Annotated in this window: 14 protein-coding genes; 1 reads left to right on the top strand and 13 read right to left on the bottom strand. The window is 64.1% G+C overall.

From position 1 onward, the window contains the following. Positions 1 to 14: 14 nt before the first annotated feature. The 11 genes from AAFP05_RS03675 to AAFP05_RS03625 form a co-directional block, all read right to left on the bottom strand. Complete coding sequence (locus AAFP05_RS03675; protein ID WP_341728506.1) at positions 15 to 599, bottom strand: TetR family transcriptional regulator; 585 nt, start codon at positions 597 to 599, stop codon at positions 15 to 17. Then, positions 596 to 1,435, bottom strand: a complete 840-nt coding sequence (locus tag AAFP05_RS03670) for an ABC transporter ATP-binding protein (protein WP_341728505.1) — start codon at positions 1,433 to 1,435, stop codon at positions 596 to 598. Before AAFP05_RS03670 ends, AAFP05_RS03675 begins: the two co-directional genes overlap by 4 nt. Then, positions 1,432 to 2,238, bottom strand: coding sequence for an ABC transporter ATP-binding protein (locus tag AAFP05_RS03665; protein ID WP_341728504.1), 807 nt, complete (start codon positions 2,236 to 2,238; stop codon positions 1,432 to 1,434). Before AAFP05_RS03665 ends, AAFP05_RS03670 begins: the two co-directional genes overlap by 4 nt. Further along, positions 2,238 to 3,293, bottom strand: coding sequence for an ABC transporter permease (locus tag AAFP05_RS03660; protein WP_341728503.1), 1,056 nt, complete (start codon positions 3,291 to 3,293; stop codon positions 2,238 to 2,240). Before AAFP05_RS03660 ends, AAFP05_RS03665 begins: the two co-directional genes overlap by 1 nt. Before the next feature lie 194 nt (positions 3,294 to 3,487). Beyond that, positions 3,488 to 5,332: a dihydroxy-acid dehydratase gene (ilvD, locus tag AAFP05_RS03655; RefSeq protein ID WP_341728502.1), complete on the bottom strand. Its 1,845-nt coding sequence runs from the start codon at positions 5,330 to 5,332 to the stop codon at positions 3,488 to 3,490. Between the two features lie 247 nt (positions 5,333 to 5,579). Further along, positions 5,580 to 5,837 carry an HPr family phosphocarrier protein gene (locus tag AAFP05_RS03650; protein ID WP_341728501.1) on the bottom strand — a complete coding sequence of 86 codons (258 nt, stop codon included), beginning with the start codon at positions 5,835 to 5,837 and terminating at the stop codon, positions 5,580 to 5,582. A 7-nt stretch (positions 5,838 to 5,844) separates the two neighbouring features. Next, the gene (locus tag AAFP05_RS03645) at positions 5,845 to 6,204 is read right to left on the bottom strand and encodes a PTS glucitol/sorbitol transporter subunit IIA (protein WP_341728500.1); all 360 of its coding nucleotides are present in this window, start codon (positions 6,202 to 6,204) and stop codon (positions 5,845 to 5,847) included. A gap of 69 nt (positions 6,205 to 6,273) precedes the next feature. Further along, positions 6,274 to 7,326 carry a glucitol/sorbitol-specific PTS transporter subunit IIBC gene (locus AAFP05_RS03640; protein ID WP_341728499.1) on the bottom strand — a complete coding sequence of 351 codons (1,053 nt, stop codon included), beginning with the start codon at positions 7,324 to 7,326 and terminating at the stop codon, positions 6,274 to 6,276. A gap of 29 nt (positions 7,327 to 7,355) precedes the next feature. Beyond that, positions 7,356 to 7,907: a PTS glucitol/sorbitol transporter subunit IIC gene (locus AAFP05_RS03635; protein ID WP_341728498.1), complete on the bottom strand. Its 552-nt coding sequence runs from the start codon at positions 7,905 to 7,907 to the stop codon at positions 7,356 to 7,358. Then, complete coding sequence (locus AAFP05_RS03630) at positions 7,904 to 8,416, bottom strand: transcriptional regulator GutM (RefSeq protein WP_341728497.1); 513 nt, start codon at positions 8,414 to 8,416, stop codon at positions 7,904 to 7,906. The genes AAFP05_RS03635 and AAFP05_RS03630 overlap by 4 nt, the downstream gene beginning before the upstream one ends. A 14-nt stretch (positions 8,417 to 8,430) precedes the next feature. Next, entirely contained in the window at positions 8,431 to 9,282 is an 852-nt protein-coding gene (locus tag AAFP05_RS03625) for a PTS sugar transporter subunit IIA (protein ID WP_341728496.1), read from the bottom strand. Between the two features lie 133 nt (positions 9,283 to 9,415). Here AAFP05_RS03625 and AAFP05_RS03620 point away from each other — a divergent pair, with 133 nt between their 5' ends. Continuing rightward, entirely contained in the window at positions 9,416 to 10,114 is a 699-nt protein-coding gene (locus AAFP05_RS03620; protein ID WP_341728495.1) for a hypothetical protein, read from the top strand. A gap of 350 nt (positions 10,115 to 10,464) precedes the next feature. Here the strand turns inward: AAFP05_RS03620 and AAFP05_RS03615 are convergent, their stop codons facing one another. Both AAFP05_RS03615 and AAFP05_RS03610 read right to left on the bottom strand, forming a co-directional pair. Then, a complete protein-coding gene (locus tag AAFP05_RS03615) occupies positions 10,465 to 11,268 on the bottom strand; it encodes a sorbitol-6-phosphate dehydrogenase subunit (protein ID WP_341728494.1) in 804 nt (267 codons plus the stop codon). A gap of 325 nt (positions 11,269 to 11,593) precedes the next feature. Continuing rightward, the coding region (locus tag AAFP05_RS03610; protein ID WP_341728493.1) for an FAD-dependent oxidoreductase at positions 11,594 to 12,127 on the bottom strand (534 nt) is incomplete at its 5' end.

The following is a 12,127-nucleotide window of genomic DNA, read 5'->3' as shown; positions in this document are numbered from 1 at the left end:
GGTCGGCGACTCGACTACCCCAGACCCAGATCACCATGCATGAAGTGCTCGATTACCGGCGCAGTGATCCGGACTATCTCCTCACGCTTGGCCCTCGACATCGCGGGAAGCTTGATGCCGTGCCGCACCAGCACGATGCCGACGATTTGGGCGGCTATCAGCGAGGTGCGCAGCTCACGATGATCGGCGCGCACCGATTCGCTGATGCGTTTGAGGATGGTGCGAGTTATCACGTCGCGCACCGTTGCTGCCGCGCGATCGCTGGTCACCGCAGAACGTATCGCTCCCATGCCGATCATCCGGCGGCTCGGGCTTTCCCACAGATCGAGAGCGAACTCGACCAACTGATGTCCGTTCGTGATCGGACGGCCATAGCCTGGCATAGTCGCGAAGATCGTCCGGAAGACCTCGTCGAAGAGGGCGTCCTTGCTGCCGAAATGCCGGTAGATCAGCGCCGGATCGACGCCGGCGCGTTCGGCTATGGCGCGGGCTGTTGCTGTGGCGACACCATCGGTTTGGACGATCTCGGCAGTGGCCCGGAGAATGTCCTGCCTGGTCGTCGACTTTCCGGGACGGCGCCCCCGCGCTCGGGTGCTCACAGGCCCAACAGTGCCATGCACTCGTCGAGGCTCGCGCGGTCGGTATTGATCGTCGCGGGCAGCCGGACGAGCAACTGCTCGACCCGTTCGGGTGGTGTGCCGAGGACCCGCACGGAGGTGCCTGCCAGGCTGACCAGCAGGCCCGCGTCCAGCAGCGCATCGAATGCAGCCTGCCAGTCGGCCGCATCGACGGTGACCGCGCGGGTTCCCCCGATGATCTCGGCCTCGGTGCCCTCGGCGGCCAGCCGTCCATCGATCATGATCGCCAGCCGGTCGCATTGCGAGGCCTCGGTCATGTTGTGCGTCGTCACGAGTACTCCGGTGCCGGCTTCGGCCTGGGCTCCGATGATCTCCCAGAGCCTGGCCGATTCGAGCGGCCCGACACCCGAGGTCGGCTCGTCGAGGACGAGGAGTCCCGGACGATGGGCGAGTGCGAGATCGAAGGCGAGGCGGCGTTGCTGTCCGAGCGGCAGGTCGCGGACCGGAACGTCGCGGTACCCGCTGAGCGAGGGCGCACCTCCTGACTGCCCGAAGATCGCCGCGACGAATCCGGCATTCTCGCGCGGCGTCAGGTCGGCGTACAGGCCCCGGTTCTGTGGCACATATCCGATACGGGCGCGGCCGGCGCGCGACGGCGGATCGCCGAAGAGCAGCGATCGACCACCGCTCACCTCGAGGATCCCGAGCCCGCAGCGCATGAAGGTGGTCTTGCCGGCGCCGTTCGCGCCGAGCAGTCCAACGATCTCACCGGCGTTCACCTGCAAGCTGACGTCGCGCACCGCAGCGACCTGGCCGAACGATTTGGTCAGGGATGTGGTCATCAGAAGGGGAGTCATCGGCTGTGCTCCTCGGCCCGCAGAGCGGCCGCCACGACGAGATCGTGCAGGTCGGGCTGCTGTCTTGTTGCGTCGGCGGGTAGCACCGGTGCCCAGTGGTGCCACCAGCGGCCCCGCCGCCAGGCGAGCGCGCCTTGTCGTTCCTTGGCCGCCCAGAACGCGCCCTGGGCCGAGGCCTTCACCGCGGCGGGGGTGCCTCCGAGCAATGCGCGCCCCGATTCGAGAGCGAGGAACCGGCTGGCGCGTTCGGCTTCGTCCAGGTATGTGGTTGTGGTGATGACGGCTGCCCCATCGGCGGCGGCCCGGCTGATCAGCCGCCAGAGCTCGACCCGGCTGACCGGGTCGACTCCGGTGCTCGGCTCGTCGAGCAGCACGAGCTGCGGGCTGCCGACCAGCGCCATGATGACGCCAAGCTTGCGGCGCATGCCGCCCGACAGTGCCGAGGCCAGGCGATCGCGAGCGGGCTCCAGACCTGCTGCGGTGATGAGCTCTTCGGTGCGTTCGCGGAGCCGGGACCTCTGAAGACCAAAGGCGGTGGCCGAGAACTCGAGGTTCTGCCGCACGGTCAGATTCCCCCACGACCCGGCGGTGGCCGGGAGCATGCCCAACTCGCCCGAGGAGGCCGCCGACACTGTTCCGCTGTCGGGCCGGACGCGTCCTGCCAGCACCTTCAGCAGTGTTGATTTTCCCGCGCCGTCGCCCCCGACGATTGTCGTTACTGCGCCCGGCGCGGCGTCGAGGCTGACTTCGTCGAGCGCGAGCAGGTCGCCGAAGCTCACCGTGACATCGTGAACCGCGAACATCAGGCGGCCCTACGCGGGTGCTCGTGTTCGGCCGGGGCGCGGTGCGCTCGTCCGGCTTGATGCGGGGCCAGCGATCGTCCGAACCGGAGGATCGCCGTGGTGAGAATGACTAAGGCCATACCGGCCAGGATGAGCAGGCTCGGCCACAGATCGGAAATCCCCGCCCCGCGCAGCAGGACCCCGTGGGCGATCTTGATGAAGTAGGTGAGCGGCAACCCGTAGCCGATCCAGCGCACGCCCCAGGGCATGGCCTCAAGCGGGAAGACCATTCCCGACAGCAGGATCTGCGGGAACATGAAGAACAATGCGGTCTGGATCGACTGCCCGGTGGTCGTCGACAACGTCGAGGCCAGGACGCCGAAGCCCAAGACCACCAGCAGGAAGAAGGCTGCGCCGAGTGCATAGACCCAGACCGGGCCGTTGAACGGGACGTCGAAGAGCCACAGACCGAGCAGTGTGACGACCGTGATGTCTGCGGTGGCCAGCACGAAGTAGGGCGCGATCTTGCCGATGATGACCGCGGACGGCCGGATCGGCAGTACCGCGAGCTGCTCGATGGTGCCGGTCTCCTTCTCCCGGACCAGGCCGATCGAGGTGATGATGGTGCCGATCAATGCCATGATCAGGCCTGCGATCGCAGGCACCAGCACCCATGAGGTGGTCAGATCGGGGTTGAAGAGCACCTCGGATTGCAGCAACCCACCGCTTCGACCGACGGCGATCTGCACCGACTGCGCGGCGAACAGTGCCGATCCGTCGATGTAGGCGGTCATCGGCATCGCGGAGGTGTCGATGACCACATCGACTTGGTCGGAGCGCAGCAACTCTTCAGGATCCGACCCGTCGACATCGTCGGTCACGGCGAAGAGATCGGGCAGCCGGTCGGCGGCAGCAGTGGTGTTGCTGCCGACCAGGGCCGTTGAGACGTGTTCGACGTTGAAGTTCGCGGCATACCCGAAGACGACCAGCAGCAGAATGGGTAGCACGATGGTCATGGCCAGGGTGCGGCGGTCTCGGGTGAGTTCCCGGAACTCTTTGACGATCATGGCTCGCATGGCGTCAGCCTGGTGCCGCGCGGGCATGAAGTCAATCTTGTTGATTTATCGGGCCTTCGGGAGGGCTTGCTGGGTGAGCGTGACAGACTACATGCGATTCAGCCCGGTCGGTCCTGCTAATTCGATTTAGCGCGCCTGTCGACCACAAATCGCATGTAGTTAGTCACGCGCGTTGTATCAGCAACGAGGAGAACTCAGTCGAGCTGGCGTCGGGCAGCACCCTTGTCGGCGCTCTGGGCGAGCAGCGCGAAGATCTTCAGCGAGTTGCTGACCTTGCGGTCGCGATTCACCGGCTTCCAACCCAGTTCGTCCTGCTCGGCGCGGCGGACGGCCAACTCCTCGTCCGACAGTTCTACGTTGATCGAGCGCCCGGGGATGTCGATCGAGATGATGTCCCCATCGCGGACCAGGCCGATTGCCCCGCCACTAGCGGCCTCGGGGCTGATGTGGCCCAGCGACAGACCCGACGAGCCGCCGGAGAATCTGCCGTCGGTGATCAGTGCGCATTTCGGCCCGAGTCCCACGCCCTTCAGGTAGCTGGTGGGGTAGAGCATCTCCTGCATGCCGGGGCCACCCTTGGGGCCCTCGTAGCGGACGACCACCACATCGCCGGCCTCGATGCGTCCGGAAAGGATCGCCTCGACGGCTTCGTCCTGAGATTCGGTGACCTTCGCCGGACCACGGAAAACCCACTGATCGGCGGGCACGCCGGCGGTCTTGACCACGCAGCCATCGAGGGCGATATTGCCCTTCAGGATGCCCAGGCCGCCGTCCTTGGTGTAGGCCTGCTCGACAGACCGGATGCAGCCGTTCTCCGCATCCAGATCGAGGGAGTCCCACAACGCCGTTGCTGAGAACATCTCAGTAGTACGGACGCCGCCCGGCGCGGCATGGAAGAGCCGCTCGGCCGCCGGCACTGACATGCCGCCGCGAATGTCCCAATCGTCCAGGTAGCCCTGGATCGAATCGTGATGGATCGAATGCACCTCGGGGTCGAGCAGACCCGCCCGGTTGAGTTCGCCCAAGATCGCGGGAATGCCGCCGGCGCGGTGCACGTCTTCGATGAAGTAGTTCTTGGTGTTCGGAGCGACCTTGCAGATGCAAGGGACGTGGTGACTGAGCTCGTCGATGTCGTCCTGAGTGAAGTCGACTCGCGCTTCTTGGGCAGCAGCCAGCAGATGCAAGATCGTGTTGGTTGAGCCGCCCATCGCGATATCCATCACCATGGCGTTCGAGAACGCCTTCTTGGTGGCAATCGACAGTGGCAGCACGGACGCGTCGTCCTGGTCGTAGTAGCGCTTCGCGATCTGGACGATGGTGCGCCCGGCCTCTTCGAAGAGTTCTCGGCGCAGCGCGTGGGTGGCCAGCGTGGTGCCGTTGCCCGGCAGCGCCAGACCGAGCGCCTCGGTGAGGCAGTTCATCGAGTTCGCGGTGAACATGCCCGAGCATGAGCCGCAGGTCGGACAGGCAGCCTGCTCCATGCGCCACAGCTCGTCGTCCGAAACCTGCTGGTCGACGGCGTTGGTCATGGCGTCGATCAGATCGAGCCGGTGCGACTGGGAGCCGTCGTCCATGGTGACCGGACGCCCGGACTCCATCGGGCCGCCCGAGACGAAAACCGTCGGAATGTTCAGCCGTAGCGCGGCCAGCAGCATACCGGGAGTGATCTTGTCGCAGTTGGAGATGCACACCAGGGCGTCGGCCTTGTGACCGTTGACCATGTATTCGACCGAGTCGGCGATGATCTCGCGGCTGGGCAGCGAGTAGAGCATGCCGTCGTGGCCCATCGCGATGCCGTCGTCGATGGCGATGGTGTTGAACTCGCGGGCGATTCCGCCGGCCTGCTTGACCGCGTCGGCGACGATGGTGCCGACATCCCGCAAGCCGACATGGCCGGGTACGAACTGGGTGAAGCTGTTGGAGATGGCGATAATCGGTTTGCCGAAGTCTTCGTTGGTGAGCCCGGTCGCGCGCCATAGTGCGCGGGCTCCGGCCATATTGCGGCCGTCCGTGGTCGTGCGAGATCGCAGCTTCGGCATGATGAACCTTCCTTTGCCTTCCGAACAAGGCTAGCCGCCCGCCTGAAAGACGCCGGTTTAGGACGTCCTAAGCGAGATCCCGGCATGCCGTCGCGTTAGAAATCTGAGGACGCGTGCGAGCTCCGGATCTCGACTGCGGCTTCAGCGATCGGACGCGGGAACGGCGCGGGCTGCCGGTATGCGAGCAAGGAAGGGATACGCCGGATTGTGGTCCGGCCGGAGCGGACGCGGCGAAGCCCGAAGCGGCTCACGGGGCGAACTCGAGAAGGGCGCAGACGGCCGCCAGGGCTTCCGCCTCATCAATGCCGTCGGCGACGACCTTCACTGGTGTTCCTGAGCGGATCCCGAGGGCGAGTAGTTCGACCGCCCGAGCCAGCGAACTGCGATTACCCTGCGTCAAGATCCAGACTGATGATGAGTACTCGTCGGCCGTCTGGCAAAGCTCATGTACCAGCATGGCATGAACGCCTTGCGGATCGGCTACGACGACAGTCCGACTCATCATCGCTGGATCATTCCTCGATGGAGATGGTCGAGCCGACGTTCAGCGGCGGCGCATCACCCGAGACGTGCAGCGATCCGTCGAGCGACGCCTCGGAGGCACCGTTGAAGTTGATCGTGATGTGGCCCAAGCCGTCCAGGTTCTTGCGGACGACGCTGCCGACCGCAGTGATCGGGAACTCGACTCCGTCGATGACGAACTTCTGTCCGACCGCGATAGCCGCCGAGGTGGGAACCAGTCGAATGGTGTAGCAGAAGTCGGCGAGTTCTGGCGGTGCGCCGGCACCGAAGAGGATGTACATGCCCTGCGCGGCGAAAGCGTCGGCCTCGCCACCAATGGCCTCAACAGTGGTGCTGAAGATCGAAGTCATCTTAGGTCCTTTCGACCAATGGTTGGATGAGACAGGGCCCCCGACCGTGCGTGGGAGCCCTCTCTCAGATCAGGAGGAGTAAAGGCCGATCGACGCCAGCCAGGCAACCGCGACGCGCGGGACGCCGTTGACGAAGCGGGAGTAGAGCACTGAAGGCACGCCGATCTCGACGGTCTCGGGTTGCGCTTCTGCCAGACCTAACGCAACCGGGATGAAGTCACAGCCGTTCTGGGTGTTGATGGCGAACAGTGCCGGCAGCGCGAGGCTCGGGTGAACCGCACCCTTGCCGATCTCGACGCCGATCAGGGTACCGATGATCGAACCGATGACACCGCCTGGGCCGAGCAGCGGCGACAGGAACGGCAGCGAGCAGATGAGGCCCAGGGTCATCAGGCCGAGGCCCGAACCCACCAGGGGAGTCAGGAAGTGGGTGAACCAACTGCCGAATCCGGAGGCGTTGATGATACCGATCAGCATGGCGACGAAGCCCATGAACGGAATGATCGTGGTGATCATGGTCTGCACGGCATCGCGGCCCGCCTGGTAGAAGGTGGCGACGACCTTGCCTGCGCCCAGACCGATCTTCTCCAAGAGGTTCTTCTTCTTTTTCGTGGCGAGAGTCTCGGAGATCTTCTTGTCACCGGTGAACGTGACCTTCTCACCACGAGGGCGGGCAGCGTCAGCGGCGCCATCCGTGCCGGCAGCAGTGGCGTCAGCAGCAGCGGTGACAACCCCGGCGACTGCGGCGTCCTCCGCCAGGCGAACCTGGGCGGCACCCACCGAGGAGACGTAAATGCCCTCGTGGATGAACTGCGCGAGCGGTCCGGCCTTGCCGGTTGGCATGATGTTGATCGTCGGGATACCCTTCTTCGGGTAGAGCCCGCAGCGCAGGGTGCCTCCGCAGTCGATGACGACAACCGCGGTCTCCTCGTCCGGGACCGCATTGTTGAAGCCGTTGATGGCCTCCATGCCGGTCAGCTCGACGATCCTGTCCACCACATCGGGACGAGCGCCGCCGCCCACAATGTAGACGACCTTGTTCTTGGTCTCGGTTGGAGTGATCGTCAGAGGGCCGCCGTAGCCGCCGCTGCCCCGCTCAACGATGATCGAGTTGAAGCTCATGTCTTTGGTTTCCTCTTGTCTCGCGTGGCTCAGATTTCGGTGACGACTTCGCGGCTGAGCGTGACGCCCTGCTGCTTCTCGACCCAGCGGGTGATGAAATCGGTGACCCAGCCGCCGACGAAGTTCATCACGAGGCCGACGAGCAGGTAGCGAATAGCCAGCGGCGCGGTCGGCAGTCCCAACTGGGTGATGCCATTGGCAATGCCCAGCCAGATGAATAGCTCCCCCGGGTTGATGTGCGGGAAGACACCATTGCTGGTGTGGCAGAACTGCATGCCTGCGGCAGCGTAGGACGGCTTGTAGCACTCCGGGAGAAAGCGGCCCAGCGACAGCGCCATCGGATTCGCCAGCATGAATGCGCCGAAGAACGGCAACAGCATGTAGCGGCTGACTGGGTTGCCGGAAGCCTTACGGGCGAACGCATTGATGCGGTTCTCGCCGATTAGGCCGATGAGCGAGTTCATGGCGATGAGCAGCATCAGGACGAGCGGCACGATTCCGCCCATCCACGAGATGAAGGTTTCAGCGCCAGCCTGGAAGAGGGCAATGAACCACTCCGCCCCCTTGACAAGGTAATTCATCGAGTAACTCCTTCTGTACGAACCACGCAGATCTTTGCGTGGGGTGCCCGGACAGCAGCCGGTTGTGCAGACTTCTTCTTTCTGCTCATCCGGCTCATCAGGCGGATCAGAGGGCCGGGCGGCTCCTCAGGGATCTGACCCAGCTGAACAGTGAGCCAGTTGTCGCGTGCATTCAGCACTGCCAGCCGCAAGCCCTTCGCGAGGCGTTTGGTGGGACCGTCGCCGATTTCGCTGACAGGTAGTCCCTCGAAGCCCTTGATCGGCTTGAAGCGGGCAAATACGGTGAGGCCGGTCATTCCTTCGGCTTCACGGACGATTCCCTCATTGTCGATGAGGAACATTGCGATGGCACCAGCGCTGACTGCATTCTTGCGCTTGCCGATGGCCACCTTCCCCCGCCTGCGGAGACGCCCGTAGGTTGAGGAGAAGTCCTTGAGTTGAAAAATCGAGAGCCCAAGCTGCGCCAGGTACGCGATGCCTAGCACGATGAGCAGAAACCAGAAATTCATATCCCGTCCTGTCATTACGGGTAGAGGGTTGGAGGCCAGGTGAGTGGGCTATTGGTCATGTGGAGAAAGAACTGTTCGTACGAGGTGTATCGGGAGATCCGGTCGAGCCCTGCCCGGTCGGAGGTCAGCCGGATGATCTCCTCGTAGATGTCGATCAGGATGGTGTCGTCGTAGTCCGACTTCTCGGGTACCCCGAGTAGCACGATTATCCTGAGCCCTTCATCGTCACTGCCGCGGGGGATCACCCCGATGGCCAGGACAATCTGGTCAGCTCCTTTGGGCAGGGTGGTGTGTGGAAACGCCAGATAGGAGTCGATCGCCATGGACGACCGGCGTTCGCGCTCGGCCAGTGTCTCGCGGAAGCGTTCGTTCACGTAGCCCAACTGGATCAGGTGATCCAGCATCAGATCGAGGTTCTCGCGGTAGTCCAATTCGGGTGACAACTTGATGAAACGATCGCGGTCCAGCAGGTTCGCCAGCAGCGAGCGGCTTCCGGCTCCCAGCGGGATGCTGGCGTTGCGGTCGAAGCGCAGTCTGTTGATATGGCCCAGCAACTCGTCCCGGTCGAAGACCTCGGCTAGCTGAATCACCGGCGCGGCGGTCTGTAGCGGTGCCAAGGCTGTCGAGATGACCAAGTCGAAGTCGTTCAGAGTCCCCGGTGTTGCCTCGTCCAGCGAATACAGCGAAAAGTCCGTGTCGTCGGCCATCACCTTGGCGACCTGCAACTGGACGAGTCGCGCCGAGACACGCCCGACATCGCTGACCACGGCGACCCGCAGCGCCACGGCACAGGCACGGCGCTGCTCTTCGAGGAAGACCTGGAAGTAGCTGGTCAGCAGGCTCACCTCGACCAGAGGCACCTGCACCTGTCTCTCGCTCGGTGGCCTGGGCGGCGATGGTGGCCATCCGGAAAGCGACCGGATAGGCGGTGCTGAGGTCAGTGAGGGCCCGGTAGGGCAACCGGATCCGGAAGCGGAGCCGGTTGATCATGAACGCCAGATGATGGGAGAACTCCTGCAGCATGGCGGCCGGCGGAATGCGGATGTCCATCTCGGTCTCGATCTGATCCAAGATGAGCTGGACGATATTCCGGACGTCGTCGTCGGCTGCGGGCTGCAAGGTGAGCCGCTGATCGTCACGCGGCGTCCGCATTCCGACGACGGGAAGCGAGAGGAAGATCGCCTCAGCCGGATTGACCTCTATCTGAAGCAGCGCCGCCGCCTCATCGGTCACGAGTCGTCCGAACCGATGGGCCGGCAGTTCGCTCGCCGCGTCGTAGATCTTCGGCAAGGTCCCCAGTGGGTGGCCCGTCAGCATCCGGTCGACCATCACGATGTACCAACGGCGCGCGTTCTCGGCGACGTTGTGACCCAGCCTAAACTGCTGTATGGCCTTGTCGAGAGGCAGAGTGAGTTCGTCGTCGATCGGATAGCCCGAGTAAACGGTGTCGTAGTGCCAGTCGAGCACCAGCAACCGGATCCCGAGTTCGTCGCCGCGCAACTCCAGCCCCGCATGCGGCCGTCCGACGACGGTCACACCGTAGGGCGCACCCTCCTCACGCAACTGAGCGAGGTCGCCCAGCACGGTCGAGCGGCTTGTCGACATCTCGCGGGCGAGTTCGTCGCTGATCACCGGACGATCGGCCCGCAGCAGCCTGGCGAGCGTGTACCCCGCCCGCGTCCGCGGATCATTGAATGACCGCGGTGTGTCGACGAACTGCGCGCGAAGCCTGGCGTAGCGATCTCGATCAACCACCCAGAGGCGGTACCGCCCGTTGTCGAGTCGGATATAGGCCGCACCCGCGAGTTGCTGGTTGATCTCTTGGATGTCATTGGCAATCGTCTTGGCACCGACTCCGAGGCAAGTTATCAGAGCCTCGCAGTTGGCAGACAGATGTCTTTCCAGCTGAGTGAGTATCACTGCTCGACGGTTCATGAGTTTCACCGGTCCATGACGGTCCTGCGCTGCTGCCTGCGGAGCCCTGCATCACTCTCGTTCGGACGAGCGACGGGTGGGGGGCTGGCTCCCGACAACATGACGCGTCCGAATTAGCCGCGCGACTTTCCGCCGGTTACGGTGAGGGTCGTCCCGGTGATGTAGCTCGAACGATCGGAGACCAGGTAGCAGACCACATCGGCGACCTCGTCCAGTTTGCCTGGGCGGCCGATCGGAATAGCCCTCGCGTAGTCGGGGGAGAGGTTATCGACGGTGGTGTTGCGGGTGTAGGCCAACGCTTCGTTGTAGGCGGGGTTGCGCAGACCGGTCGGCTCCAGGATGCCAGGCGCGATGCCCACGACGCGGATGCCCAGCGGGCCGAGCTCCTTGGCCCACGACAAAGTGAAGCCGTTGACGGCGCCCTTCGACGCGGAGTATGCGGATTGGCCCTTCGAGCCCTCGGTGCCGGCTTCGGAGGTGACGTTGACGATGGTGCCAGCTCCGGCCTTGACTAGGCGGCGGGCAACGGCCTGGGCCACCAGGGCGGCGCCCTTCACGTTGATGTTGAACATGAAGTCGAAGGACTTGGTGTCCAACTCGTACTGCGGGGCCTCGCCACGCACGTCGACGAGCAGGCGGGGCAAGTTCACGCCGGCGTTGTTGACCAGGGCGTTGACCTCGCCGAGCTCTTCGCAGACACGAACCACCGCAGCTTCCACCGCCTGGGGGTCGGTGACATCGACCTTCAGGTTGAGCACGCCGGTCTCGGGATCGACGCCGTTTTCGACCGAAATGTCGAAACACGCGACCTGAGCGTTCGCGGCCCGAAGACCCTGGACGATGTGTTTACCGATGCCGGAGTTTCCGCCGGTGACGATGACGATCTTGTCTTCGATGCCAAGCCAATTATTCGACATTTTGCCTCCATTGCCATGTCTGATCGTTACTACGAGGCTAAGTGGGGCGATCGGCAAATGTCAGCCTGGAATCCGCTGACGCATTTCTCTGGTTTGGAAAAGAATCGGGCGAATATTCGCGCCATGCTTTGACGCCAGGGTGGGCCGGCTTAGAGGTCGGCCTGCGACGATTCTCGGCCGACTGCCGGTTTGTGTCCAAGGAAGCGATGCGCCGGGTCGTCGTCCGACCGGAGAGGACGCGGCGAAGCCCGGGATTCGCGTGGGTGGACGGATCCCGGGCTCACGGGCCGCGTGAGCGCCGGCCTGTGCAATGACGGACGATCGATCAGGGCATGGCGTGGATCGATCGTCCAAGCGCTGCAAGCACCGACTCGTGCATCGCCTCGGACACCGAGGGGTGCGGGAAGATGATCTCGGCCATCGACTCCGCGGTGGCTTCCAAACCATGTGCAACCGAGAATCCCTGGATCAGCTCCGTGACTTCGGGCCCGACCATATGAGCCCCCAGCAGCTCCCCGGACTCCGCGTCGAAGATCGTCTTCACGAACCCGCTCTCCTCGCCCTGTGCCAACGCCTTGCCGTTCGCGGCCAGGTCGAAGACTCCGATCTCCAGCGGCCGCCCCAGCCCGCGCGCCTGCTGCTCGGTAAGGCCGAGGCTCGCGATCTGTGGACGGCTATAAGTACACCGCGGAACGAACGCTCGATCCAACGGTCTGACGTCGGCCACCCCGGCGAGGTGGTCCACGCAGACCAGCACCTCGTGACTGGCCTTGTGCGCCAGACAGGGCCCACCGGCGACGTCCCCGATCGCGTAGAGTCCGGCCACCGACGTGCGGCACCACTGGTCGGTGACGATGAA

Origin of the sequence: Brooklawnia sp. (assembly GCF_032229645.1) — a bacterium.
In the GTDB taxonomy this organism is placed as follows: domain Bacteria; phylum Actinomycetota; class Actinomycetes; order Propionibacteriales; family Propionibacteriaceae; genus Brooklawnia.
This window is presented reverse-complemented; position numbering and strand designations above follow the sequence as displayed.

Bases quoted from the DNA above. Each gene is read 5' to 3' on its own strand.
- AAFP05_RS03670 (WP_341728505.1), bottom strand. From the start codon at position 1,435: ATGACTCCCCTTCTGATGACCACATCCCTGACCAAATCGTTCGGCCAG.
- AAFP05_RS03665 (WP_341728504.1), bottom strand. From the start codon at position 2,238: ATGTTCGCGGTTCACGATGTCACGGTGAGCTTCGGCGACCTGCTCGCG.
- AAFP05_RS03660 (WP_341728503.1), bottom strand. From the start codon at position 3,293: ATGCGAGCCATGATCGTCAAAGAGTTCCGGGAACTCACCCGAGACCGC.
- ilvD (WP_341728502.1), bottom strand. From the start codon at position 5,332: ATGCCGAAGCTGCGATCTCGCACGACCACGGACGGCCGCAATATGGCC.
- AAFP05_RS03650 (WP_341728501.1), bottom strand. From the start codon at position 5,837: ATGATGAGTCGGACTGTCGTCGTAGCCGATCCGCAAGGCGTTCATGCC.
- AAFP05_RS03645 (WP_341728500.1), bottom strand. From the start codon at position 6,204: ATGACTTCGATCTTCAGCACCACTGTTGAGGCCATTGGTGGCGAGGCC.
- AAFP05_RS03640 (WP_341728499.1), bottom strand. From the start codon at position 7,326: ATGAGCTTCAACTCGATCATCGTTGAGCGGGGCAGCGGCGGCTACGGC.
- AAFP05_RS03635 (WP_341728498.1), bottom strand. From the start codon at position 7,907: ATGAATTACCTTGTCAAGGGGGCGGAGTGGTTCATTGCCCTCTTCCAG.
- AAFP05_RS03630 (WP_341728497.1), bottom strand. From the start codon at position 8,416: ATGAATTTCTGGTTTCTGCTCATCGTGCTAGGCATCGCGTACCTGGCG.
- AAFP05_RS03620 (WP_341728495.1), top strand. From the start codon at position 9,416: ATGATGGGAGAACTCCTGCAGCATGGCGGCCGGCGGAATGCGGATGTC.
- AAFP05_RS03615 (WP_341728494.1), bottom strand. From the start codon at position 11,268: ATGTCGAATAATTGGCTTGGCATCGAAGACAAGATCGTCATCGTCACC.